Genomic DNA, 24,740 nt, shown 5'->3' on the forward strand with positions numbered 1-24,740 from the left:
ATCCGCAGTGCCCACTTGCCGCTCGATTCGTGCAGAGGATCCCTAGCGGCTGTGTGCGAAGTCGTGCCCACCACTGGGCAGCGTGCGGGAGGGCGCCCACGCAGGGCGGTTGGTGTGTTCGCTCTGGCGTGCAGGGGTTGCTACCACTGCGGCCACTGCGGTCGTGCTGGCCGCCTCCGCCATGACGGCAGCGCCCACGCTACGCACCAGGTCTGCATGGCGGGCGCGGGTGATGGGGTAGGCCAGCAGCAGCGGAATGGCCAGCACCAGGCACAGCGCCGGCAGCAGGCCCGTCATGGCCGTGATGCCTTGCAGCGCCTGGGCAGACTGGGCTACGTTGGGCACATAACCGGTCAGCTCCAGCATGCCGGCCACCAGCACCGTGGCCAGGGTGCGAGCCAGCTTGTCGACCAGGCCATACAGGCCGTAGTACATGCCGGTCTGGCGCTCGCCCGCCTGCATGTGACCGTGGTCGATGGTGTCGGGCACCATGGCAAACGGCACGATCCAGTGCGCACCCATGCCAATGCCCACCACCACCAGAATGCCCGTCACCAGGGCCTGCTGGCCTGGGCCCACCCAGTACAGCGCTACCAGCCCCGCGCAGCAGAACACCAGCCCGAGGATGTAGGCCAGGTTCTTCTCCCAGCGGTCCACCACGCGCTTCCACACGAACAGCGAGATGCCCACCACCGCAAGCAGGATGCCCATGAAGCGCGGCAGGTCGCCCTTGTCGCCCTGCAACTGGTAGATGACGAAATACGCGAGCGAGGCCTGCACCAGCGTGAGGCCCAGGCGCACCAGCCCGGCTGCGCTCACCAGCATCACAAACGGGCGGTTGCGCAGCGTGGCCAGCAGGGTACTGCGTACCGATGTCCAGCCGGGTGTGGCTGCTGGAGGGTTTGGGGCCGTAGGCGATAAGTCGCCGGTGGTGGCGGGCTCGCGCACGCGCCAGGCCACCACGGCCACAGCGACCCCGGCGGCCAGCCCGAAACAGGCGCCGGCCAGTGCGTAGCCCGTGCGTGCATCGGGCGCGGCCCGTACCAGCAGGGGCATGAACACGCTGCCCGCAAAAAACCCCAGCAGGGCACCCATGGATGCAAAAGCCGTGAGGCTGGTGCGCTCGTCGTAGTCCTGCGTCATGTTGGCGGCCATGGCCTGGTAGGGCAGCTGCACCAGCGTCATCACGGTGTCGAACAAGGTGTAGGTGACGGCGATCCACACAAACGCTGCCCAGGGGCTCAGGCCCGGCGGCACCATCCACACGGCGGCAGCCACCACCGCCAGGGGCAGGGCGCCGTAGATCAGGTACACGCGGTGGCGGCCATGGCGAGAGCGCGTGCGGTCGGTCAGCCAGCCAAACAACGGGTCGTTGATGGTGTCCCACACCTTGCCCACCAGCAGCGCCGCACCGGCCACGGCGGGGGGCACCAGGGCCACGTCGGTGTAGAAGATCATGAGCAGGAAGCTCATGGCCGCAATCAGCATCTGCAGGCCGACATTGCCTACGGCGTAGCCGAGTTTGGTACCCAGGCTCAGCCGGATCTGTGGGGTGGGCTGCATGTTCATGGGCGCTGTCATGGGTGTGCGGAGGCCATGACTTCAGGTTGGGGCGCCGTCCCCATCGGGCCCGCCACAGGCTCTGCGCGTGCCGTGTGCGCCGCACCGCTGCGCGGCGGCATCGCCTCCAGCATCAGGCGCACCTCGCGTCGCAGCATCTTGTTGAGGAAGCTGCGCGGAATCTCGGTGACCAGGCGCACATCGTCGGGCCTCATTTCGGGCGGCAGGTGCTGCATCAGAAACTCCGCCAGGTCGTGCTCCAGGGCCTGGGTGCCCCGGTCGTTGCGCCAGTTTTGCCGCAGGCTGGCCACCAGCACGGCGGCGGGGCCGTGCTGCACCAGGCAGGCCTCCTTGACGGCCGGGTGGCAGTGCGCCACTTCTTCGATCTCGCGCGGGTTCAGCGCCTGGCCATTGCGCACCACGCGGTCTGCGCTGCGACCCAGCACATGCAGGTAGCCGGCGGCGTCGAAGTAGCCCAGGTCTCCCATCACCACCCAGCCGTCGCGCAGAGTTTCGCTGGTCTTTTCCGGGTCCAGCCAGTATCCGTCAAACCGCACCGGCGTCTGCACGGTGATCAGGCCCATCTGGCCCAGGGGCAGCGGCACAAAGTGTTCGTCGCGGATGACCACGTCCACACCCGGCATCACACGGCCCACGGTGGAGAGGATGTCGTTGCCCAGTGGTTGGCCCTGCGCGTCCACGTGCTCGTGGGGCAGCAGCCAGGTGATGGGGGGCAGGGCCTCCAGGCAGCCGTAGCCCTGCTGAAAGATGGGCCCAAAGCGGCGGATGGCCTCCGCAATCTTGGGCGCGGGCATCATCTCCGAGCCGTACGGCACATGGGTCAGCGACGACAGGTCGTACTGGCCCAGCGTGGGCTCGTCCAGCAGGTCGATGATGGCCGAGGGCGACAGGAAAGCGCGCGACACGCGGTGCTTCTGGATCAGCCCAGCCAGCGTGGTGGCGCGGAAGTCCTCGGGCATGACCAGCGCCGCACCCGCCAGCAGCGTGGGCAGCACCAGGCCCGAGCCCGGGCCGGTGAGCGGCAGGCCCAGCATGTTCACGTCCGGCCCGTCGGCGGGCGGCTTGAAGTCAATGGCGCGCGAGATCAGGCGCACGCTGTCCAGGTACTTGCGGTTGCTGTAGCCGATGGACTTGGGCAGGCCCGTGGTGCCCGAGGTCATGTGCAACGCGAACACATCGTCCTCGTGTACATCGGCCGTGCCGGCCGACGGGGTCTGCTGCGCCAGGGCGCGCTCGTATTCGTCGCCCAGCGCCAGCATGCGCAGGCCAGGCAGTTGCTCGCGCACGGCCTGCAGGATGGGCGTGCTCAGCAGCGGGTCGTGGATGAACACCGTGGGCTTGACGCGGCCCATGGTGGTGAGCGCCGCATCGGCCGGCAGGTGCTTGTGAAAGCTGGCAAAGATGGTGCCATTCTCGAACGTGGCCAGCCGGGTTTCGTACTGCTCGCCGGTTTCGGGCAGCCAGGTGAAGACCACGTCGCCCTTCTTCACGCCCTGGGCCTGCATCCATGCCTGCAGGCGGTACACGCGGTCTTGCAGCTGCGCGTAGGTGAGGGTGCCGCGCCGGTCGATCAGCGCAGGTTTGTGGGGGTGCAGGCGGTACGCCAGGCGGGCCACGGAGCGCGCGGTGCGCAGGCGGCTGAGCAGAAAGCGCGCCAGCAGGCTGCGCAGGGATGGAAGGGCCACCGGAATCTCCCGAAGACGGCGTGAATGCGAAGTCCAGGCAGTTTTTCACGCAAGGTCCGGGGCAAAGATCACCATTTGTATGTGTACGTATCTTTTGGTTTCTGAGGCCGCTGCGCGGTCGTTTTGGCCTCTTGAACGGCTGGCGCATGGCATGGTCGCGTCGCCATGGCGCAACAGCCGCAGGGGGTTGGGCGGGGTAAGGGCAAAGAAAAACCGCCAGGGCTGGATCGCAGCGGCTGGCGGTGGTCTGACGGCCTCCCCCGGGTAAGGGGCGAGGCCGAGGGGGTGGGCGGCGAGGGCTTATGGATACAGACCGCGCATTTCGCGGGCGTGCAGGATGCGCTGGCAGGCCACGATGAAGGTGGCGGTGCGCAGGCTCACCTTGTGCTCTTGCGCCACTTGCCAGATGCCCGCAAAGGCCTCTTGCATGATGCGCACCAGGCGGGCGTTGATCTCGTCCTCGCTCCAGAAGAAGCTGGAGAAGTCCTGCACCCATTCAAAGTAGCTCACCGTCACGCCACCGGCGTTGGCGATCACGTCGGGCAGCACCAGCACGCCCTTGTCGTTCAGGATGTCGTCGGCTTCGGTGGTCGTGGGGCCGTTGGCACCTTCGATCACCAGCTTGGCCTTGATCTGGCCCGCGTTGTCCTTGGTGATCTGGCCTTCCAGTGCGGCAGGGATCAGGATCTCGCAATCCACGCCCCAGAACTCTTCGGCCTTCATCACTTCGGCGCCAGCAAAGCCGCCCACGCCGCCACGGGTCTTCACGTGGGCCAGCAGTGCTGGCACGTCCACGCCCTTGCTGTTGAAGATGGTGCCGGTGTGGTCCTGCACAGCCACCACCTTGGCACCGGCTTCGGCAAACAGCTTGGCGGCAATGCCCCCCACGTTGCCGAAGCCCTGCACGGCCACACGGGCGCCGTCCAGCGCCAGGCCGGTCAGCTTGGCGGCTTCCACACCCACGGTGAACACGCCGCGGCCGGTGGCTTCCACACGGCCCAGCGAGCCGCCCAGGTCCACAGGCTTACCGGTGACCACGCCGGTGGCGGTGGCGCCCACGTTCATCGAGTACGTGTCCATCATCCAGGCCATGACCTGGCCGTTGGTGTTCACGTCGGGTGCGGGGATGTCCTTGGACGGGCCGATCAGCAGGCCGATTTCGCTGGTGTAGCGGCGCGTCAGGCGCTCCAGCTCACCCATCGACAGCTTCTTAGGGTCCACGCGGATACCGCCCTTGGCACCGCCGTAAGGCACGTTCACCGCCGCGTTTTTCACCGACATCCAGGCCGACAGGGCCATCACTTCCGAGAGCGTCACGTCCTGGTGAAAGCGCACGCCACCCTTGCCGGGGCCCCGGCTCAGGTTGTGCTGCACGCGGTAGCCTTCGTAGTGGGCGATGGTGCCGTTGTCCAGCTCGATCGGCACATCCACGATCAGGATGCGCTTGGGACGCTTGAGCGTTTCCACCCAGCGCGCCAGGTTGCCCAGGTAAGGGGTGACGCGGTCCACCTGCTGCAGGTAGTTGCCCCAGGGGCCGAGGTGGTCGGCCTGCAGGTACGAGGGCAGGGGGTGGGATTGTGCGGCGGGGGCGCCGACAGGGTTTGACATGGTGAATTTCCTTGTGGGATCAGTTCAGGCTGCGAAGCTTATGCTTGGGCTGGGGCACTGTCCAAGGCCGGTGTGTTTGTGGGTTATGCATTTGACGCATAGTTCGGCAAAGACGCATTCCATGCTGCGGTGCGGCAATGCGCGGGCGCGATAGTGGCCGCTGGCTCCGGCCCTTGCCCGGCACCGGTTGCCCCTAGACTCAGCCAGCCCGGCGCAGCACCGGGCGCTGCGCCAGGTCCCCCAGAAAGCGGGGGCCACGAAAAAAAAGAGAGGGAAATCATGAGCGTGACCCAGACCCCCTGCCCGCAATGCCAGGCGCCCAACCACCCGACGGCGCGCTGGTGCGTGAAGTGCGCCCACCCGCTGGAGGCAGAGGCGCCCCCCGCCGCCCCGGCGCCGATGGAATTTGTGTTCGATGACGATGAGCACCCCACCGGCACCCCGCCGCGCCAGCGACCCATGGCCTACGCAGGCGCCGCCGTGGCTGTGCTGGCCGTGGCGGGCGCCGCAGCCTGGTACCTGCTGGGGCGACCCAATGCTGCGCCGCCCGCGCAGCACGCCCCGGCTGTCGCCGCGCCAGCGGCCGCGCCCAGCATCCCGGCCATTGCCGAGTCCGCACCCGCGCGCCCCGAGCCGGTGGAAGAAATCATCGAATCCCAACGCGCACGCCCGGCGGCCACTGCATCTGCACCAGACAGCGCCACTGCCGCCCCCTCGCCCGCAGCCGCAGCGGCAGCCTCTGCACCGCCGTTCACCCCCGTCACCGTGCCCCGCGTGGCCGACGCGGCATCGTTGCCCGCCACCAGCAAGCCGCGCACGGCGGCACCAGCCGACGACGCACCCTGGCCGCCCCCCACAGCACCCGTGCCGTCGCCGGGCGACAGCCTGGCCCGCCTGCGCGGCGCGCTGGCGCAGTGCGCCGCCATGAGCAACGAGCTGTCGCGCGCAAGCTGCCTCACCCGCACGCGGCAGAACTTCTGCGGCGACGCCTGGGGCCGCATCCCCGAATGCCCGCCGGGCCAGTGACGACACGCGCAGTGTTTGTCCACACCGCGCGCCGCCGTGTCCGCTGTGGGGCGGGGCCTATTCGATGCGGATCTTCTGCAGCGCAGGGTCGCCCGGCGGGTAGCGCAGGTCCAGGCTGGTGAGCACCTCGCGCACCAGCGTGGCGATCATCAGGTTGCGGTGGGTCTTGGAGTTGGCAGGCACGATGGTCCACGGCGCCCAGGGCGTGTGCGTGGCGGCCAGTAGCATTTCGTAGGCCTTCTGGTACTGGCTCCACTGCTTGCGGGCCTCGATGTCGCTCATCGAGAACTTCCAGTGCTTGGCCGGGTCGTCCAGGCGCTCCTGCAGGCGCTCGCGCTGCTCGTCAGCGCTGATGTGCAGCATGAACTTGAGCACGATGGTGCCGGTGTGCGTGAGCATGCGCTCAAAGTCGTTGATGTGCCCAAAGCGCTGGTGGTGCTGCTCGGGCGTGATCCATCCGTTGACGGCGGGCACCAGCACGTCTTCGTAGTGGCTGCGGTTGAACACCGTGATCTCGCCCGCACCGGGCACCTTCTGGTGGATGCGCCACAGGTAGTCGTGGGCGCGCTCGGCCTCGGTGGGGGCGCTCCAGCCCACTGCGTGCACGCCCAGCGCGCTCATGCGGCCAAACACGCCCCGGATGGTGCCGTCCTTGCCCGATGTATCGGTGCCCTGCAGGATCACCAGCAGCTTGTAGCGCTTGTCGGCGTAGAACAGGTTCTGCAGCGTGTCCAGCTCCTGCGCGATGGACTCCGTCACGGCCTTGTCCCTGAGCTTGTCGCCCAGCGAAAACGGTTTGGCCGACGGGTCAAAGTCCTTCAGCGACACCGTGCGGCGGTGTTTGCCGGCCTTGCGCCGCTCGGGCTGGCCGTCGGGCCGCCTGTCATCGTCATGCTGCGGCGCGTCCGGCTGCCATTGCGACCAGCGCTGGGCCACATCTTTGTTGCTGCTGTGAAACGGGTGGTTCATGCGGGCTCCAGGATGGGCCATCGTACGTCAGCGGCGCGGGCGCAGTATCCTCTTCTTTCAAAAATCAGACGCTACCAAAATCATAGCTATTGGCGCATGATTCACTGGTGCTTGAGGCCTGTGGGGCTTGAAACGGGCCACAGAATCCGCTCAGCGCGCCCCATGCGCCATGCGGTAGGCCAGCGGCGTCTGCCCCGTGGCCTGGCGGAACGCGCGGTGCAGTCCGGCCTCGCTGGCAAAGCCCAGGTCTTCGGCGATGCGCTTGAGCGGCAGCGGCGTGTCGCACAGCGCCTCGCTGGCCTGGCGCAGCTTGATGCGGCGCATCCACAGGGCCGCCGTCAGGCCCGTGTGGGCCTGCACCCGCCGCGCCAGTGTGCGGGGCGAGAGGCCCAGCGCCTGGGCCAGCGCGGGCAGTCGAAGGTTGGTGGCGGGGCTGCGCTGCACCCACAGCATGGCGCGGCGCAGGTCGGCGTCTGCCAGCGTCATCAGATCGTGCCCGGCAAATGCCGGGTGCGCCGTGCGGGGGCGGGGCAGCATCAGCAGCTCCTGCAGGTCGTTCAATGCCTGGGGTGGCAGGCGGGCGGCCAGCGCGTGCAGCATCAGCGGCAGATAGCCGTTGGCCCCGGCGGCCGTGGTGGCGGTGGGGCCGGCCACCAGCGGCTCGTCAAAGCGCCAGTCCACCTGCGCAAACTGCTGCTCCAGCGCGGCGCGCAACCACCAGGTGGCCGTGGCGCCCTGGCCGCGCAGCCGCCCGCTGGCGGCCGCCAGCACCACGCCCGCGCAGTAGCTCCACACCTGCGTGCGCCGGGGCAGTGCGCGCAAGGCCTGCACCACCGGGGCCAGCTGCTGCAGCGGCTCCTGCAGCTGGTCAGGCGACGAGAGCCACAGGCCCGGCACCAGCACCACATCGGCCTCAGCCTGCTGCAGCGCCACGGTGGGGGCCAGCGCGGGGCCCTGCCAGGTGGGCACGGGCGACAGGTCCACCCCCGCCCAGCAGATGTCCATCACGCTTCTCTGCGCACGCAGGTTGGCGGCGCGTGCCATGTCCGCCGCCGCAAACAGGCCGGCGGGCATGCAGCCCGGGTAGACCAGCAGTGCCACGCGCAAGGGCGGCTGGGGTGTGGAGGATGTGGAAACCATGGGTGGCACAAAAGCGCAAGAAATTGTCAATCTGCGCCATTTTCGCGGAAGGCCTGCTTTTCAACAATGGCAACACCTCCTCCCACTGAAAGCACCCCATGCTCATCACCCAATTGCGCAATGCCACCGTGCTGCTGGAGTTCCAGCACGCGGGCCGCCCCGTCGGCCTGCTGGTGGACCCCATGCTTGCGCCCCGGGGCAGCCTGCCCGCGCTGCGCTACCTGGGCACCCGACGCCAGCGCAACCCCCTGGTGGACTTGCCCGCCGAGGCCGACGTGGCGCTGCAGCGCGTGACCCACGCGCTCATCACCCATTGCCAGCGCGGGCACTTTGACCACTTGGACCGCGCGGGCAAGCAGTTTTTGCGCGAGCGCCAGATTCCCGTCTTCTGCATGCCGCACGACGCCGCCTACCTCGCGCAGCGCGGCCTGCAGGTGCAGCCGCTGGCGGGCGAGGGCCGCCAGCCGTTTGCGCTGGGCGGGCAGGTCACGCCCGTGGCCTGCACCCACGGCCGGGGCTGGGTGGCGCGCTTGATGGAGCACGGCCACGGCTACCTGCTGGAGCTGCCGGGCGAGCCCAGCGTGTACCTGGCCGGAGACACCGTGCTGACGCCCCCGGTGCGCGACTGCATGCAGCACCTGCAGCCCGATGTGGCCGTGCTGCCCGCCGGTGGCGCCCGGTTTGACCTGGGCGCCGACATCCTGATGGACGCCGCCGAGGTCGCGCAGGCCGCCGCGCTGACGACCGGCGCGGTGGTCGTCAACCACCTGGAGGCCCTGGACCATTGCCCCACCACCCGCGCCCAGGTGCGCGCCCTGGCGCAGCATGGCGGATGGGCGCACCGCCTGTGGGTGCCTGAGGACGGCGAGTGCCGGCACTACCCCGTGCCCACCGTCAAAAGCGATGCTATGAATTCAGTAGCTGCAGAGGCATGATCGACTAGCGCTACCGCCCGAAAAGGCTGCAAATCACGCCAGCTCGGCCTCCAGCGCCCGCTGGTCCCGCATCAGCGCCACAAAGCGCGCAGCGCCCAGACCCAGTGGGCGCTCCTTGGACCACACCACGTCCACCCACAGCGCGGCGCCGTTGCTCAGGTTCTCGAACGGCATCTCCACCAGCCGCCCCGCCTCGATGCGCGATTGCACCAGCGCGCGCGGCTGCCAGCCCCAGCCCATCCCGGCTTCGATGAGGCCCAGCGCGGCCAGGTGGTTGTCGGTGCGCCAGTGGTGGCGGGCAAACACAAAGCGCGGGTCGGTCTGCGCCAGGTCGCGGCTGGCCACCACGATCTGGCGTGTGGTGGTCAGGTGCTCCTCGCGCAGCATGGCGCCCTCCGGTGGGGCACCCCGTGCCTGGGCGGCGGCGCGGGCGGCCACCAGCACCGGGTGCTGCGGCGCCATCACCGCCACCAGGGTTTCGGTGCCCACTTCCTGAAAGCCCTCGCGCCCGTCGATGCTGGGCCGCTCAAACACCAGCGCCAGCTGCGCGCGGCCGCTGTGCAGCAGCGCCAGCGCATCCACCTGCGGCGCGGCCAGCACCTCGATCTGCAGCAGCGGGTGCTCTTGCGCCAATGCCGCCAGCGCCTCCGTCCAGCGCGCGGCCAGCAGCTCGGGCGCGATGGCCAGCGTGAGCCGCTCCTCCAGCCCCTGGGTCAGCGCCAGCGCCTGGGCGTTGAGCTGCTGCAGCTGCCCCGCCAGCAGCCGGGCCTGGGGCTCCAGCGCGCGGGCGGCGGCGGTGGGCCGGGGCTCGCGCCCGCTGCGGTCAAACAGCTGCACATCCAGTTCGGCCTCCAGGTGGGCAATGGTCATGCTCACGGCCGAGGGCACACGCGACAACGCCCGCGCGGCGGCCGAGAACGAGCCGTGGTCGAGCACGGTCAGAAACACCTGCACGCTGTCGGAGTTGAAGGCCATGGTGGTTTGATCTATCAGTAAAACTGAAATAAGCTGACTTTATGTGTCAGTGTGGCGAATATAAAGTACAGGCCATGGACAAGACACCGACTCTTTTTGGCCTGCAAGGCGTCAAGCGCCGCCTGATCTATGTGACCCTGTACGAACTGATTGCCATTGGCGCCGCCACGATGGGCCTGGCGCTGCTCACGGGCCAGGGCGCTGGGCATTCGAGCGTGGTGGCGGTGGCGGCCTCGGCGATCGCCATCGTCTGGAACATCGTCTTCAACTGGGCGTTCGAGCGCTGGGAGGCGCGCCAGCCCGTGCGCGGGCGCAGCGTGGCGCGGCGCGTGGCACACGCCATCGGGTTCGAGGGCGGCCTGGTCTTCACGCTGGTGCCGCTGTTTGCCTGGTGGTTCGGCGTGAGCCTGTGGCACGCGTTTGTGATGGACCTGGGGCTCATCGTGTTCTTCCTTGGCTACACCTTTGTCTTCAACTGGGTGTTTGACCACCTGTTCGGCCTGCCCGCATCGGCCATGGCGGCGTCGTAGCAAGGGTCCAAGACCCGCTTCTTCAACCAATGTCAACCGCCGTTCTTCGGCGGGCAGGGGCGCTCAGCCGCCACCCATAATCGGCCCCATGAGAGGGGCGTTTTTGTTGTTGCTGCTGCGGGGATTGCCGGGCCGGTGGGCTGGCGTGGCGGTGTCCTGCTGCGTATTGGCAGGCTGTGCCAGCAACGCCCCCACGCCGCGCGGCGAGGTGAAGGGCTCGCCCACCCATGCCGCCGAAATGGCCCAGTCCGACGCCAACCGCATGGCCACCCTGGCCATGCAAGAGAACCTGGAAGGCCTGCTGCGCCTGGCCGACAAGCTCTACCGCCGCAACCCCGCCGAGTGGCGCAAAGGCACCGCCACCAGCCGCGAGCAGGCGCTGGAGCAGCTGCGCGCCGCCGTGTTGCAGCGCCAGCCCTGGGCGCCGCTGCAGGGCCGCCGCGACATCGCCGCCATGGCGCTGGCGCTGGCGCCCGAGTTCGGGGGCGATCGTGTGGCGGCCTTCATCCATGCCACGGCCGACATGATCATCACCGCCCACGGCGGCAAGACGGAGTTCTTCTTGCTCGACGGCATGGATGCCCAGCACCTCTACAACGCCGCACGCAACGTCGAGACCGCCGTGTGGCTGCTGGCGCAGCGCCGCAACGCCCAGGGCCAGCCCCTGCTGCTCGCCGACGAGATCGGCGCCCAGGGCCGCAACCTGAGCTTCGAGCGCGAGTTCGGCAAGATCATCGCGCGGCTGGACCTGCTGGCCGCCTTCACCACCGAAAAGTACCGCCGCGCGGCCATCAGCTATGTGCAGGGCATTGTGGGCGGCACCTTCCTGCAGTTCCTGCCGGTGCGCTGACCCGGTAAAATCTGCCCCTTGCCCAAGGAGCGTTGCAGCGGCCCCACCGCCATGGTGAAGCCGTCAGGCTTGGGCACTTCACAAGCTATTCAAGCCCCACCGCAACGACGCTCACCTGTTTTTCTGCTGCCCCTGCACAGGTGAGTCCTATGTCCGCGTCTGCCCCGTCCCTGCCCCCCATGAAGCTGTCCGGCCTGGAGCCCGTCTCCATCGGCGAGGGCACGCTGTTCGTCAACATTGGCGAGCGCACCAACGTCACCGGCTCCAAGGCGTTTGCGCGCATGATCCTGAACGGCCAGTACGAAGAAGCCCTGGCCGTGGCGCGCCAGCAGGTGGAAAACGGCGCGCAGGTCATCGACATCAACATGGACGAGGCCATGCTCGACAGCAAGGCCGCCATGGTGCGGTTTCTGCAACTCATCGCGTCCGAGCCCGACATCGCCCGCGTGCCCATCATGGTCGATAGCTCCAAGTGGGAGGTGATCGAGGCCGGGCTGCGCTGCATCCAGGGCAAGGGCATCGTCAACTCCATCAGCATGAAAGAGGGCGTGGAGAAGTTCAAGCACGAGGCGCGCCTCGTCAAGCGCTACGGCGCTGCCGCCGTGGTGATGGCGTTTGACGAGGTGGGCCAGGCTGACACCTACGCCCGCAAGATCGAGATCTGCGAGCGCGCCTACCGCGTGCTGGTGGATGAGGTGGGCTTCCCGCCCGAAGACATCATCTTCGACCCCAACATCTTTGCCGTGGCCACCGGCATTGAAGAGCACAACAACTACGCGGTCGATTTCATCGAAGCCACGCGCTGGATCAAGCAGAACCTGCCGGGCGCCAAGGTCTCGGGCGGTGTGTCCAACGTGTCGTTCAGCTTCCGTGGCAACGACCCCGTGCGCGAGGCCATCCACACCGTATTCCTGTACCACGCCATCAAGGCCGGCATGGACATGGGCATCGTCAACGCCGGCATGGTGGGCGTGTACGACGACCTGGAGCCCACGCTGCGCGAGCGCGTGGAGGACGTGGTGCTCAACCGCCGCCCGGACGCGGGCGAGCGCCTGGTCGAGATCGCCGAGACGGCCAAGAGCGGCGCCAAGGACGAGAGCAAAAAGCTCGAATGGCGCGGCACGCCCGAGCACCCCAAGACCGTGGGCGAGCGCCTTTCGCACGCGCTGGTGCACGGCATCACCGACTTCATCACCGAAGACACCGAAGAGGCTTACCGCGAGATTCTGGCCAAGGGCGGCCGCCCGCTGCATGTGATCGAAGGCCCGCTCATGGATGGTATGAACGTGGTGGGCGACCTGTTCGGCGCGGGCAAGATGTTCTTGCCGCAGGTGGTGAAAAGCGCGCGCGTGATGAAGCAGGCCGTGGCCCACCTGATTCCCTACATCGAGGAAGAAAAGCGCCAGGACGAGCTGGCCGGCCGCGACGTGCGCAGCAAGGGCAAGATCGTCATTGCCACCGTCAAGGGCGACGTGCACGACATCGGCAAGAACATCGTCACCGTCGTGCTCCAGTGCAACAACTTCGAGGTGGTGAACATGGGCGTGATGGTCCCCTGCCACGAGATCCTGGCCAAGGCCAAGGTCGAGGGGGCGGACATCGTGGGCCTGTCGGGCCTCATCACCCCCAGCCTCGAAGAGATGCAGTACGTGGCCGGCGAGATGCAGAAAGACGAGCACTTCCGCGTCAAGAAGATCCCGCTGCTGATCGGCGGCGCCACCACCAGCCGCGTGCACACCGCCGTCAAGATCGCGCCGCATTACGAAGGCCCCGTGGTCTACGTGCCCGACGCCTCGCGCAGCGTGAGCGTGGCGCAAAGCCTGCTGGGCGACGGCGTGCAGAGCTATGTGGATGAGCTGAATGCCGACTACGAAAAAGTGCGCACCCAGCACGCCAACAAAAAGGCCACGCCCCTGTGGCCCCTGGCCAAGATCCGCGCCAACAAGACGCCGATCGACTGGTCGGCCTACCAGCCTGCCGTACCCCGCGCGCTGGGCCGCCGGGTGTTCAAGAACTTCGACCTGGCTGAGCTGGCCAAGTACATCGACTGGGGCCCGTTCTTCCAGACCTGGGACCTGGCCGGCCCGTACCCCGCGATCCTCACGGACGAGATTGTGGGCGTGGAAGCCACGCGCGTGTTCGCCGACGGCCAGGCCATGCTGAAAAAGATCATCGAAGGCCGGTGGCTCACCGCTAGCGGCGTGATGGCGCTGCTGCCCGCCAACAGCGTGGGCGACGACATCGAGTTCTACACCGACGACACCCGCACCGAGGTGGCCATGACCTGGTATGGCCTGCGCCAACAGGCCGAAAAGCACACCATCGACGGCGTGACCCGCCCCAGCCGCTGCCTGGCCGACTTTGTGGCGCCCAAGGAGAGCGGCATTGCCGACTACGCAGGCCTGTTCGCCGTCACAGCGGGCCTGGGTGTGGAGAAGAAGGAAAAAGCCTTCATCGACGCGCTGGACGATTACTCCGCCATCATGTTCAAGAGCCTGGCCGACCGCCTTGCCGAAGCCTTTGCCGAATGCCTGCACCACCGCGTGCGCACCGACCTGTGGGGCTACGCGGCGGGCGAGCAGTTGAGCAACGACGAGATGATTGCCGAGAAGTACCGCGGCATCCGCCCCGCGCCTGGCTACCCCGCCTGCCCTGACCACAGCGCCAAGACCGACCTGTTCCGCGTGCTGAACGCCGAAGAGATCGGCATGGGCCTGACCGAAAGCCTGGCCATGACGCCCGCCGCCAGCGTGAGCGGCTTCTACATCGGCCACCCCGAGGCGGTGTACTTCAACGTCGGCAAGATCGGCGAAGACCAGCTGCACGACATGGCCGAGCGCCGGGGCATGGATGAGAAGGTGCTGGAGCGGCTGCTGGCGCCGAATCTGTGATGCTATGAATGAAATAGCTGCTAGCGCTTGACCAACAAGCGCTAGCGGCCTATTTGATTCAAAAATCGGCCATCAAACCGCGCTCTCCGGCAGCTTCGCAATCACCTTGATCTCGAACTGAAAGCCGTACAGCCAGGTCACCCCGATGCCCGTCAGCGTGGGGTGGGGCGCCTCGCCCCAGAATTCGGGCACGACGCCCCAGACGGTCTCGAAGTTCGCCTCGGGGTTGACCACGAACATCGTCACATCCACCACATCATCAAACGTGCAGCCCGCTGCCTGCAGCACGGCATTGAGGTTGCTGAACGCCAGGCGCACCTGCGCGGCCAGGTCGGGCTCGGGCGAGCCGTCTTCGCGGCTGCCCACCTGGCCGGACACAAACAGGAAACCGTTGGCCCGCACGGCGGGCGAATAGCGGTTGCGCTCGTACAGCGCCTGGCGGCCTGCGGGAAAGACAACATCACGTTGGGGCATGGAAATCCTTTCGTTCTGCAGGGCAGAGGGTTGCGATGCAGGCACTGTAGAAGCGTGCGTTGTTCTGATAAACAGGCTAATCTGCGCACCACTGTTCCTGATCACCAAACAATGGCGGGCATGTCGCCCGTTCGGCGCGCCTCAACCAACTACACGCCATGGACCGTTTTGACGCCCTGCAGGCCTTCGCCCGCGTTGTGGAATCCGGCAGCTTCACCAAGGCCGCCCTCACCCTGCACCTGAGCCGCACCACCGTCACGCAGCTGGTGCAGCAGCTCGAAGCCCGCCTGCGCGTGAAGCTCCTGCACCGCACCACCCGGCGCGTGCAGGTCACGCCCGACGGCGCTGCGTACTACGAGCGCGTGGTGCGCCTGCTGGCCGACCTGGACGACGCCGACGCCAGCGTTTCCACCGCCGCCGCCGCGCCCCGGGGCCGCCTGCGGGTAGATGTGCCCAGCCCCCTGGCGCGCCTGGTCCTCATCCCCGCGCTGCCCGCGTTCCACGCGCATTACCCCGACATCCTCCTGCACATGGGCGTGAGCGACCGGCCCGTGGACATGGTGGGCGACAACGTGGACTGCGTGGTGCGCGGCGGCGCGATCACCAACCCCGCGCTCGTCGCACGCCATGTGGGCGACCTGCAATTGCGTGTGTACGCCGCCCCCAGCTACCTGCAGCGCGCAGGCACGCCCGAGCACCCGCAGGCGCTGGAAGGACCTCACCATCGCACCGTGGGTTTTCTGTGGGCGCGCACCGGCCAGCCTCTGCCTTTCGAGATGCGCCGCGGCACCGAACACGTGCGCGCCCAGGGCCACGACATCTGCGCTGTGGACGACGGCAACGCCTACCTGGCCGCAGGCCTGGCGGGCCTGGGCGTGCTCTGGCTGCCCGACTACATGGCCCGCCCCCACGTGGCCACCGGCGAGCTGGTGCCCCTGCTGCAAGACTGGACGCTTGCGCCCATGCCGCTGTACGTGGCTTACCCACCCCAGCGGCACGTGAGCGCCAAGGTGCGGGTGTTCATTGAATGGGTGGCGGGGTTGATGGCGCTGCATGCGCCGCTTCAGCGTACTTCGACGACGCTATAGGAAACCTTCGACCACAGAAACCGTTCATGGAATGCCGGAAGAGACTGCCTGCCCGGCAGGCGCTTGCACACGCCATGCGCACCGCATTGATAGCGCGTGTCCATCAATGTCGCGTTCTGCCGAGGGCTATGCTCCGTTATTCACAAGAGAGTGGGAAGGCTGGGATGGAAAAAGGGACGGGAAAATCAATCGTGCTCATGGGAGCGCTGATGTGGATGGGGGCATGCGCCATGGCAGCAAACTGGGCATTTGAATTCAAGCCAGTCAATGCGCAAAAGGCAATCTATTCTGGAGGTTTGGGTGACCCAACGGCGCCCACAGCCCACGACGCCAAAGTGTCATTCCATGTGCAGGGTAAAGCGGCCCGCGACTTGTTTGACCGCATGGGGCCCGATGTGAAGACTGAGTGCGGGTCCGACCCGAAAACGCGGGTACGAGCCCGGGACCGACTTCAGTGCATCCGCTATTCCCCTTCCGACTACAGCTGCTATTTCGGCTTTGATCTGAAAGACGGGAAAAGCATCGGGGGCAACATCTGCTGAGCAAAGCCAGACGACTTGCAGTTCAGCACGGTGCCCTGTGATCAGGGTGGGACCAAGGCGTTATCGCCTCAGTGCGACCCCGACCCACCCGCACTCTCCGCCATCTCCAGCTGCATCATCACCATGTTGACCAGCGTGTGCACCGACGGCCGCCCGGTCTCGATCACGTAGTGGGCGGTCTCGCGGTACAGATGGTCGCGCTGGGCGTAGAGGTCGCGCAGTTTGTCCATGGGGTTGCCGCCTTGCAGCAGGGGGCGGGTCTTGTCGTGTTTGACACGCTTGAAGATTTCTTCGGGCGAGGCGCGCAGGTACAGCACGTTGCCGAACTGGCGCAGCACCTCGCGGTTTTCGGGGCGCAGCACGGCGCCGCCGCCGGTGGACAGAACCATGCCGCCGGGCTGGCGGGCCACGTCGGCCAGCACCTGGGATTCGATGTCGCGGAAGCGGGCTTCGCCCTCGGCCTCGAAGAAGCTGCGGATGGTGGTTCCCAGGGTCTGTTCCAGCCGGTGGTCCAGGTCGATGAAGGGCACACCCGCCCGGTGGGCCAGTTGCCGGCCGACGGTGGATTTGCCCGAGCCGGGCATGCCGACCAGTGCGCAGCGAATCTGCATAGGTTCAAAAAAGAGGTCTGGGGGACGGGCTGCGCACTGCGGGGGGCTGTGTCGCATGCCGTGACTGGACGCCGAGTGTAAGCCTGCCCCTGCGTACCGCATGTCCGGCACGCCCTTAGCAACTGGCGCGACCCAGACCAGTGGACGCCGAGCAAGGGCCGCCCCGCAGCGAGGGCGTCGTCCCCCTGCCCGCGCGCAGCGCGAGAGCGGCGGTGAAGGAGCGAAGCTCCTCAGGGGGGTGTCCTAGTCACAGTGCGGCGTACACCAGCGCCGGATACAGCTCGCACAGATACCGCAGCTGGCCGGGCGCTTGCGTGAGCAGGATGGCGAACAGGTCTTCTGCAGGGTCCACAAAAAAGAAGGTGCCGCCCAGGCCGCTCCAGCTGTAGTGCCCGGCCGATCCGGGGCGGGTGGCCTGGCCGGTGGCAGTGCGCACGGCCACGCCCAGGCCAAAGCCGTAGCCGGTGGGCAGGATGTCGCCCGCTACGGGCAGGTTGCCCAGGTGGTCGGCGGTCATGAAGTCCACGGTGGCGCGGCCCAGCAGGCGAACGGGGGCACCAAGGCCATTGGGGCCGTCGGACCCGGGGGCGGTGCCCCGGCCCAGCATGAGCTGCAAGAAGCGCGCGTAGTCGCTGGCGGTAGACACCAGCCCGCCACCGGCCGACTCGAACACGGGCGGAGCGGTCACGTCGATCAGTGGCATGCCGATGCCGGTCTGCGGGTCGCGCTCAAAGGATTCGGCCAGGCGGTGCTGCTGCGCGGCGGGCACCGAGAAGCCCGTGTCGTGCATGCCCAGCGGGCCGAACACGCGGCGCTGCAGGATGGCGCCCAGGCTCTCGCCCTCGATCACCTCCAGCACCGCGCCCAGCACGTCGGTGGCGCGGCTGTATTCCCAGCGGGTGCCGGGCTGGTGCACCAGGGGCAAGGGGCCCAGTGCCGCGACCAGGTCCGCATTGCTGTGGCGGCGCGAGCCGACGCGTGCTGCGCGGTAGGCGTCGGGCACGGTGCCGGCCTCCCAGGCATAGCTCAGGCCGGCGGTGTGGCGCAGCAGGTCATGCACCGTGGCCTCGCGCTGCACGGGGGCGGTGGTGCCGGTGGCTTCGTCGTACACGCGCTGGCCGGCAAACGCGGGCAGGTAGTGCGCCACGGGGTGCGACAGCAGCAGGCGGCCTTCTTCCATGAGCATCATCGCCACCAGCGAGGCGATGGGCTTGGTCATGGAATAAATGCGGAACAACGTGTCCGGCGCCATGGCGGGCACCGCCGATTCGGCGCTGGTCGGGCGCTGGTGGCCCACCGCCGTGTGCAGCACCGTGTGGCCCTGGTGGTGGATGAGGGCCACGGCACCGGGCAGCAGGCCCTGGTCCACATGGGTTTGCAGCACGGAGCGCAGGCGGGCGAGGGCAGTGGGGTTCATGGCAGTGGGAAGTGGGTTTTGAGGTGATTTTGGCTGGTTGCGCTAGTGCACATTGCGCTAGTAGCTATCAAAAACAGAGCGTATGACGCAGGCCTTCCATGGTGGCTTCAGGGGGGCGCACCGGCCGCGCGGCTGCGCTCCTGCTCCTGCAGCTCGCGCCACTGCACCTTGCCCGTGCCGGACTTGGGCAGGCTGTCCACCAGCTGCACGATGCGCGGGCTTTTGTAGGCGGCCATGTGTTCGTGGCTCCAGTCGATGATGGACTGCTCGCTCACCTGGCCCTTGAAGGCGTCGCGCAGCACGACCAGGGCCTTGACCGTCTCGCCCCGGCGCTCGTCGTGCGCGGCGATCACACACACCTCCTGGATGGCAGGGTGGGCGTACATCATGGCCTCGACCTCGGCGGGCCAGACCTTGAAGCCCGACGCATTGATCATGCGCTTGAGCCGGTCCACCATGAAGAAGTAGCCGTCCTCGTCCACCTGCGCCAGGTCGCCCGTGCGCAAAAAGCGCTTGCCGTCCAGCGTCACAAAGCTGTCGGCGGTGGCCTGTGGGTTGTTCCAGTAGCCCTGCATGACCTGCGGGCCGTGCACCACGATCTCGCCAATCTCGCCCGGGGGCAGTTCGGCGAACGTGGCCGGGTCCACCACACGCGCATCTACGTCGAACACCGGGATGCCCAGGCACTGCGGCTTGGGACGGTGGGGCGGGTTGATGTGGGTGGCGGCCATGGTCTCGGACATGCCGTAGCCCTCCACGTAGTCGAGCCCGGTCAGGTCCTTCAGCCGCTGGGCCACGGCCTTGGGCATGGCTGCGCCGCCGCCGCGTATGGCCTGGATGCTGCTGATGTCGTAGTCGGCGATGCGCGGGTTGGCCAGAAAGTCCACCACCATGGTCGAGATGGCCTGCCAGATGGTGACCCGGTAGCGCTGGATGAGCTGTGCGGCCGCATCGCGGTCCCAACGCGGCAGCACGACCACGGTGGCGCCCACAAACAGCGGCCCGTTCATGCTGCCCGACAGGCCGGTGACATGGAACAGCGGCAGCACCGCGAGGTAGGTCGAATCCTGCGTGCGCGCAAACCACTGCACGCCGCCCACCAGCGTGCTCATGGCGCTGCGGTGCGTGTGCATGCAGCCCTTGGGGTGGCCGGTGGTGCCCGAGGTGTAGGGCATCACGCAAAGGTCGTCGGGCCCGGTGGTGATGGGGCCGGGGGTGCGCTGCTGCGCCAGCATGTCGCTCCACAGCGCGACGCCGGGCGCATCAATGGCTTGGCGCGGAGCGGAGACGAACGCGGGCACCGGCAGGTCGGTGGGCACCTGCAGGTAGTCGCTATACGCGGCCACGATCAGGTGCTGGAGTTTGCCTTCACCGCCGGCCACATCCACCAGCGGCTGCGCCTGCGCGTGCAGGTCCTGCGGCACAAAGGCCACGGTCGCGCCGCTGTCGTGCACGTAGTGGCGCAGCTCGTCGGTGCGGTTCATGGGGTTCACCGGCACCACCACCGCGTTGGCGCGCAGGATGCCGTAGAACGCCAGAATCCACTGCGGGCTGTTCTGCATGTACAGCAGAACGCGGTCGCCCGCCTTCACGCCACACACCTGCTGCAAGAAGCCCGCGATGTGTTCGGCCTGCTGCTGGAACTGGCGGAAGGTCACCAGCGTGTCGTAGAACACCAGAAACGGCTTGTCCGGGTAGCGCGCGGCCGACACCTCGGCGTTGTGGAACAGGTGCGTCTGCGGCAGCGTGAGGTGGCAGGGCAGGCCGGGCGGCCAGTGGGCGAGGTGGCGGTCGGACATGGGATGGGCCTCTCTTCTCAGTGGTCGATTCGGGCATTGCGCTATGCAACTGGCGCGGCCCAGGCGAGGGACGCCAAGCAAGGGCCGCCCCGCAGCGAGAGCGGGGGGAAGGCGCGCAGCGCCTCAGGGGGGCTTCAAATCAAGCTGGCGCCACCATCCACCACGATGGACTCACCTGTGATGTGCCGCGAGGCATTGGACGCCAGGAACACCACCGCGCCCTTGAGGTCCTCTTCGCCGCCAATGCGGCGCAGGGGCGTGCGCTCGATCATCGCAGGGCCCAGCTTTTCGATGAGGCCGCTGGCCATCTTGCTGGGGAAAAAGCCGGGGCAGATCGCATTGACGCGAACGCCGTAGTGCCCCCATTCGGACGCCAGCGTGCGCGCAAAGTGCAGCGCGGCGGCCTTGGAGGTGTTGTAGGCAATGGTGTTCATGCCCGGAGGCGTGCCCTTGAGCGCGGCCACCGAGGCCGTGACGATGATCGAGCCCTTGCCGCGCGGAATCATGCAGCGCTTGCCCACTTCGCGCGAAAGGAAGAACGGCGCGCTCACGTTCAGGTCCATCACCTTGTGCCAGGCGGCGTCGGGGTAGTCCTCGGCCTTGGCGCCCCAGGTGGCGCCCGCGTTGTTGACGAGGATGTCGATGGTGCCAAAGCGCTCGACCACCTGGTCCACCAGGCCGGGGATGTCCTCGGTCTTTTGCAGGTCGTTCACCACCGTCAGCACCTCGTAGCCCATGCCTTCCAGGTGCTTTTTGGCCTCGGCCAGCTCATCGGCCTTGCGTGCGGTGATGGCGAGTTTGGCGCCCATTTCGCCCAGGGCTTCGGCCATCTGCAGGCCCAGGCCGCGCGAGCCGCCGGTGACCAGGGCGACCTGGCCGGTGAGATCGAAGAGTTGCTTGACACTCATGGAGAAAACGCTTTCGTGCAGAGAGAGGGTGAAGGTGAATGAATGCCCGATCCCGGGTCCCGGTGGCTCGTGGCGCGCCGGGTGGGGCGAAGGGGGGCAGGGAAGGCGGCGGTGGCCGCCGTGCAAGCTGGTCGGTCAGCGCTTCATGCTAGCCCCGCGTCCGCCCGGTGTAAAACCGCCGCTGTCACCTTTGAAACTCTGTGCGATGACGCCTTTGTCGCCGCCTGTGGGATGGCGCCTACCCCCGCTTGCGGCCACGGCGGATGGACGGATGCGCGCCCCGGCCCTAGGCTCGCAGGGATGAACGAGTCTTCCCCGCCCCTGGCGACAGCCACCCCTTGGCTTGCCCGCATGGCCCAACCCCTGCAGCCGATGTGGCGCCTGGTGCAGCCGTTCTGGCGTGCGGCGCAGATGTGGCTGGACGCCGACGGGCTGCGCATGAGCGCGGCCATGTCGTTCTACGGCATGTTGAGCCTGGCGCCCCTGCTGCTGTTGCTGGTGGGCGTGCTGGGCTGGTGGGTGGACCGCGGCTACCTGGAGAGCAGCCTGGTCGCCCAGGTGCAGTCGGTGATGGGCCAGCAGGTGGCCGACGTGGTGCGCCAGGCCCTGGCCAGCGCGCAGGCGCCTTCAGAGGGGCGGCTGGCATCGGTCATCGGTTTTGTGGTGCTGGTCTCGGGCGCCACCGGGGTGTTTGTGGAGTTGCAGTCTGCGCTGGAGCGGCTGTGGCGCCGCGACGATGACACGCCGCCCCAGCGCGCCGCGTGGTGGCGCATGGCGTCGCTGCGGCTGCGGGGGCTGGCCTATGTGCTGGCGCTGGGGTTCTTGCTGCTGGTGTCGCTGGCACTGTCCACCTTGATCCACCTGCTGGCGGGTTGGGCCGGGCAGCATCTGGCCGCAGGCCACCTGCCTGTTTTGGCGCCCCTGGCGCCGCTGCTGCAGCTTGTCAACGAAGCCATTGCCTTCGGGCTGGCCGTGGCGCTGTTTGTGGGGCTCATGCGCATTGGTGCGGGCCCCAAGCCGTCGCTGCGCTACCTGGTGATGGGCGCCGTGGTGGGGGCCTCGCTGTTCACGGTGGGCAAGCAGCTGCTTGCCTGGTACCTGTCCACCGCCGCTGTGGTGTCGGCGTACGGGGCGGCGGGCTCGCTGGTGGTGCTGCTGATGTGGATTTACTTTTCGTCGGCCATCCTGCTGTTTTCTGCGAGTTGTGCGCAGGCGCTGGAGGATGCCTTGCATTCCGGCCCCCGCCGGCCAGCGGCCTTGGCGCGCTGGGCTGCATCCGCCCGGGCACGGGTGCAGGAGCTGTAAATGTTGGCAACAGCGCCCAGAACACACATGGGTTGGCACAGGCCTCGCCGAGGCCGATGTCGCGACGGCGCCCGGTGCGCTATCAGGCTGGGGCAGCAGGGGCTCTGCGCCAGGACCTTGGGCACAAATGCTGCCAAAAGAGGTTTACCGCTGCTTACTGCCGCTTACAAACCGGCCACACCACAGCGTCCGCCGCTGTGTACCTTTCGCTCATCTGGTCCGTTGAAACACCACGGCCCCATCCCGTAGCGGGCGCACAGCGCTTTCTTTACACACCCGCCCCTGCGGACTTCTCCGATACGAACAAGGAAATGACTATGAACCTGACGGTTTCTTCTCCCACCCCGCCTGCTTCGATCCCTGCTGCGGCCCCCGCCGGCCCGGCAATCAAATGGATGTGGGCAGCCATTGGCGCACTGGGCGTGAGCGTGCTGGCCCTGGGCGCCACCTTGGTGATGCAAAACCGGGCACCGGCGGCAGCCGATGCGGCAGCCCCCGCCACCCTGGCAGCGGCCCCCCGCACGCCTGAGTCCGAGATCATTGAAGAAAGACGCGCCCAAACGCCGGTCTCATCTGCCCAGAGCGCTATGAATAGCGGAGCAAACTACCGTCCGCAAACGGGCGGCAGCGCAGGCCGATCGGGCGACATGGCGGGCGGCATGGCCCCCGGGGGTGTGGCCCAGCCCGTGCGTGCGGCGGCGCCCGTGTGCCGCAGCTGTGGCCGCGTTGAATCAGTCCAGGCCGTTCAGCAAGCCGCGCCCGCCACGGGCGTAGGCGCTGTGGCCGGTGGCGTGCTGGGTGCCGTGGTGGGCAACCAGATCGGCAAGGGCAGCGGCCGCACCGCCGCCACCGTGCTGGGCGCAGTGGGCGGTGGTTACGTGGGCCACAAGGTTGAAGAGCGCACCCGCACCCACACGGTGTACCAGGTGGCGGTGCGCATGGAAGACGGCTCGCTGCGCCACTTCCAGCGCGCAGAACCCACGGCAGTGGGCACGCCCGTGGTGCTGCAGGGCAAGGGCTTCCGCGTGGACCAGGGCGGCTCGGCCCGGGCGGCAGACCCCTATGCGCAGCCACAGCCCCAGCCAGGGGCTGTGCGGGTGTCGGACACCTACTGAGACCGTCGCTTCCCTCCAAACAAAAGCCCGCCAATGCGGGCTTTTGTTTTTGTCGCTGTTGGTTGCTGGTGGATGGTTGGCGGGTTACAGCACCACCGGGATTTCGGTCGCAGGCGGCGTGTTGCGGCTGCGGCCGCAGCGCACCAGGCCATCGATCATCACCATGCCAATGCCCGGGATGTCGCCCAGCTGCACGCTCTCCAGCAGCGTGGCGCCAGCGGTGTGCTGGGCACGGTCCATGAACACAAAGTCCGCCGCGCGGCCCACTTCGATCAGGCCGCAGTTGAGGTTGCGGATGCGCGCCGTGTTGCCCGTGGCAAAGCAGAACACCAGCTCGGCGGGGATGTCGGCAAAGCTCGACAGCAGCGCAATCATGCGCAGCATGCCCAGCGGCTGCACGCCCGAGCCCGCCGGGCCGTCCGTGCCCAGAATCACGCGGTGCGGGCACTTGAGCTCGATGGCTGCGCGCGCCGCCTGGATGGCGATCCTCTCGTTGCCGTTGTGCACCAGCTCGATGGCGCGCGATGACTTCTCGCACAGCTCGCACACGTGCTTCCAGGGCAGCGAGGTGTGGCCGCCGTTGATGTGGCCGATCACGTCGGCATCCGCCTCCAGCACCACGTCCTTGTCGATCAAGCCCGAGCCCGGAATGGACGGGCCGCCCGTGTGGATGGTGCTCTGGATGCCATGCTTGCGCGCCCAGGCCACCATCTCCTTGGCCTCGTAGCCCGCCTTGACGGAGCCCAGGCCCACTTCGCCCAGCAGCGTCACGCCCGCGTCTGCCATGTCCTTGAAGTCCTGCTCGGTCATGCCTTTTTCGATGACCGGTGCGCCCGCGATCACCTTCACCCCACCAGGGCGGAAGTTGTCGAACGCACGCTGCGCGGTGATGGCCAGGGCCTTGAGGCCCACGATGTCCTTGGGGCGGCCGGGTAGGTGCACTTCGCCGGCCGACACCATGGTGGTCACGCCGCCGTTCATGGTCGATTCGATCCAGCCGATCTGGTTCTGGCGCGGCGTCCAGTCGCCAAACACCGGGTGCACGTGGCTGTCGATCAGGCCCGGCGCCACACAGGTCTGGCGCGCGTCGATCACGGTGTTCGCGTGGTCGGTATCGCAGTCCTTGTAGCGGCCCACGGCCACGATGAGGCCGTCATTCACCACGATGGTGTCGGCGTCGAGGATGGGGCGGTCCAGGTCGCCCGACAACAAAAGACCGATGTTCTGGATGACGACCTTGCCCGATTTGCCGCCTGCTGCTGCTTCTGCCATGGATTCTCCTCGTGGGGTG

Annotated in this window: 21 protein-coding genes and 1 riboswitch; of the genes, 9 read left to right on the forward strand and 12 right to left on the reverse strand. The window is 67.6% G+C overall.

Translation table 11 applies throughout. The features are described from left to right. Nucleotides 1-42: 42 nt before the first annotated feature. The 3 genes from ACOYR4_RS00950 to ACOYR4_RS00960 all read right to left on the reverse strand — a co-directional run bounded on the left by ACOYR4_RS00950 (nt 43) and on the right by ACOYR4_RS00960 (nt 4,874). Nucleotides 43-1,569 carry an MFS transporter gene (locus tag ACOYR4_RS00950; RefSeq protein WP_422848342.1) on the reverse strand — a complete coding sequence of 509 codons (1,527 nt, stop codon included), beginning with the start codon at nt 1,567-1,569 and terminating at the stop codon, nt 43-45. Between the two features lie 8 nt (nt 1,570-1,577). Continuing rightward, a complete protein-coding gene (locus ACOYR4_RS00955) occupies nt 1,578-3,266 on the reverse strand; it encodes a class I adenylate-forming enzyme family protein (RefSeq protein ID WP_422848343.1) in 1,689 nt (562 codons plus the stop codon). 300 nt (nt 3,267-3,566) lie between these two features. Next, nucleotides 3,567-4,874: a Glu/Leu/Phe/Val family dehydrogenase gene (locus tag ACOYR4_RS00960; protein ID WP_422848344.1), complete on the reverse strand. Its 1,308-nt coding sequence runs from the start codon at nt 4,872-4,874 to the stop codon at nt 3,567-3,569. 279 nt (nt 4,875-5,153) lie between these two features. Here ACOYR4_RS00960 and ACOYR4_RS00965 point away from each other — a divergent pair, with 279 nt between their 5' ends. Then, on the forward strand, nt 5,154-5,900 hold the full coding sequence (locus ACOYR4_RS00965) for a hypothetical protein (RefSeq protein ID WP_422848345.1): 747 nt from the start codon (nt 5,154-5,156) through the stop codon (nt 5,898-5,900). A 57-nt stretch (nt 5,901-5,957) separates the two neighbouring features. Here ACOYR4_RS00965 and ACOYR4_RS00970 read toward each other — a convergent pair whose 3' ends face one another. Both ACOYR4_RS00970 and ACOYR4_RS00975 read right to left on the reverse strand, forming a co-directional pair. Beyond that, complete coding sequence (locus tag ACOYR4_RS00970; RefSeq protein WP_422848346.1) at nt 5,958-6,869, reverse strand: PPK2 family polyphosphate kinase; 912 nt, start codon at nt 6,867-6,869, stop codon at nt 5,958-5,960. Nucleotides 6,870-7,019: 150 nt separating this feature from the next. After that, complete coding sequence (locus ACOYR4_RS00975) at nt 7,020-8,009, reverse strand: GlxA family transcriptional regulator (protein ID WP_422848347.1); 990 nt, start codon at nt 8,007-8,009, stop codon at nt 7,020-7,022. A gap of 98 nt (nt 8,010-8,107) precedes the next feature. Here ACOYR4_RS00975 and ACOYR4_RS00980 point away from each other — a divergent pair, with 98 nt between their 5' ends. After that, nucleotides 8,108-8,944: an MBL fold metallo-hydrolase gene (locus ACOYR4_RS00980; RefSeq protein ID WP_422848348.1), complete on the forward strand. Its 837-nt coding sequence runs from the start codon at nt 8,108-8,110 to the stop codon at nt 8,942-8,944. Nucleotides 8,945-8,977: 33 nt separating this feature from the next. Here ACOYR4_RS00980 and ACOYR4_RS00985 read toward each other — a convergent pair whose 3' ends face one another. Beyond that, the gene (locus ACOYR4_RS00985; RefSeq protein ID WP_422848349.1) at nt 8,978-9,919 is read right to left on the reverse strand and encodes a LysR family transcriptional regulator; all 942 of its coding nucleotides are present in this window, start codon (nt 9,917-9,919) and stop codon (nt 8,978-8,980) included. 74 nt (nt 9,920-9,993) lie between these two features. Here ACOYR4_RS00985 and ACOYR4_RS00990 point away from each other — a divergent pair, with 74 nt between their 5' ends. The 3 genes from ACOYR4_RS00990 (at nt 9,994) to metH (ending at nt 14,190) form a co-directional block, all read left to right on the forward strand. Beyond that, nucleotides 9,994-10,449, forward strand: coding sequence for a PACE efflux transporter (locus tag ACOYR4_RS00990; RefSeq protein WP_060986160.1), 456 nt, complete (start codon nt 9,994-9,996; stop codon nt 10,447-10,449). A gap of 88 nt (nt 10,450-10,537) precedes the next feature. Continuing rightward, nucleotides 10,538-11,299 carry a hypothetical protein gene (locus ACOYR4_RS00995; protein WP_422848350.1) on the forward strand — a complete coding sequence of 254 codons (762 nt, stop codon included), beginning with the start codon at nt 10,538-10,540 and terminating at the stop codon, nt 11,297-11,299. An 18-nt stretch (nt 11,300-11,317) separates the two neighbouring features. Beyond that, nucleotides 11,318-11,419: riboswitch (S-adenosyl-L-homocysteine riboswitch) on the forward strand. Nucleotides 11,420-11,478: 59 nt separating this feature from the next. Next, a complete protein-coding gene (gene metH, locus ACOYR4_RS01000; RefSeq protein WP_422849611.1) occupies nt 11,479-14,190 on the forward strand; it encodes a methionine synthase in 2,712 nt (903 codons plus the stop codon). A 72-nt stretch (nt 14,191-14,262) separates the two neighbouring features. Here metH and ACOYR4_RS01005 read toward each other — a convergent pair whose 3' ends face one another. Beyond that, a complete protein-coding gene (locus ACOYR4_RS01005; RefSeq protein WP_060986158.1) occupies nt 14,263-14,664 on the reverse strand; it encodes a RidA family protein in 402 nt (133 codons plus the stop codon). A gap of 158 nt (nt 14,665-14,822) precedes the next feature. Here ACOYR4_RS01005 and ACOYR4_RS01010 point away from each other — a divergent pair, with 158 nt between their 5' ends. After that, complete coding sequence (locus tag ACOYR4_RS01010) at nt 14,823-15,752, forward strand: LysR family transcriptional regulator (protein WP_422848351.1); 930 nt, start codon at nt 14,823-14,825, stop codon at nt 15,750-15,752. Between the two features lie 74 nt (nt 15,753-15,826). Next, nucleotides 15,827-16,294 carry a hypothetical protein gene (locus ACOYR4_RS01015; protein WP_422848352.1) on the forward strand — a complete coding sequence of 156 codons (468 nt, stop codon included), beginning with the start codon at nt 15,827-15,829 and terminating at the stop codon, nt 16,292-16,294. Nucleotides 16,295-16,362: 68 nt separating this feature from the next. Here the strand turns inward: ACOYR4_RS01015 and ACOYR4_RS01020 are convergent, their stop codons facing one another. The 4 genes from ACOYR4_RS01020 to ACOYR4_RS01035 all read right to left on the reverse strand — a co-directional run bounded on the left by ACOYR4_RS01020 (nt 16,363) and on the right by ACOYR4_RS01035 (nt 21,029). Beyond that, nucleotides 16,363-16,905 (reverse strand): shikimate kinase, encoded by a 543-nt coding sequence (locus tag ACOYR4_RS01020; protein WP_422848353.1) that lies wholly within the window; start codon nt 16,903-16,905, stop codon nt 16,363-16,365. 247 nt (nt 16,906-17,152) lie between these two features. Next, nucleotides 17,153-18,322, reverse strand: coding sequence for a serine hydrolase domain-containing protein (locus ACOYR4_RS01025; protein WP_422848354.1), 1,170 nt, complete (start codon nt 18,320-18,322; stop codon nt 17,153-17,155). 107 nt (nt 18,323-18,429) lie between these two features. Further along, nucleotides 18,430-20,121 carry a long-chain fatty acid--CoA ligase gene (locus ACOYR4_RS01030; RefSeq protein WP_422848355.1) on the reverse strand — a complete coding sequence of 564 codons (1,692 nt, stop codon included), beginning with the start codon at nt 20,119-20,121 and terminating at the stop codon, nt 18,430-18,432. Nucleotides 20,122-20,255: 134 nt separating this feature from the next. Then, a complete protein-coding gene (locus tag ACOYR4_RS01035) occupies nt 20,256-21,029 on the reverse strand; it encodes an SDR family oxidoreductase (RefSeq protein ID WP_056057149.1) in 774 nt (257 codons plus the stop codon). Between the two features lie 300 nt (nt 21,030-21,329). On the opposite strand from ACOYR4_RS01035, the gene ACOYR4_RS01040 reads away from it, so the two are divergent. After that, nucleotides 21,330-22,334 (forward strand): YihY/virulence factor BrkB family protein, encoded by a 1,005-nt coding sequence (locus ACOYR4_RS01040; protein ID WP_422848356.1) that lies wholly within the window; start codon nt 21,330-21,332, stop codon nt 22,332-22,334. A 317-nt stretch (nt 22,335-22,651) separates the two neighbouring features. Then, a complete protein-coding gene (locus tag ACOYR4_RS01045; RefSeq protein ID WP_422848357.1) occupies nt 22,652-23,449 on the forward strand; it encodes a glycine zipper 2TM domain-containing protein in 798 nt (265 codons plus the stop codon). A gap of 84 nt (nt 23,450-23,533) precedes the next feature. On the opposite strand, the gene ACOYR4_RS01050 is transcribed toward ACOYR4_RS01045, so the two are convergent. Beyond that, entirely contained in the window at nt 23,534-24,721 is a 1,188-nt protein-coding gene (locus ACOYR4_RS01050; protein ID WP_422848358.1) for an amidohydrolase family protein, read from the reverse strand. Between the last annotated feature and the right edge of the window lie 19 nt (nt 24,722-24,740).

Source organism: Acidovorax sp. M14 (genome assembly GCF_049331375.1).
In the GTDB taxonomy this organism is placed as follows: Bacteria; Pseudomonadota; Gammaproteobacteria; order Burkholderiales; family Burkholderiaceae_C; genus Acidovorax.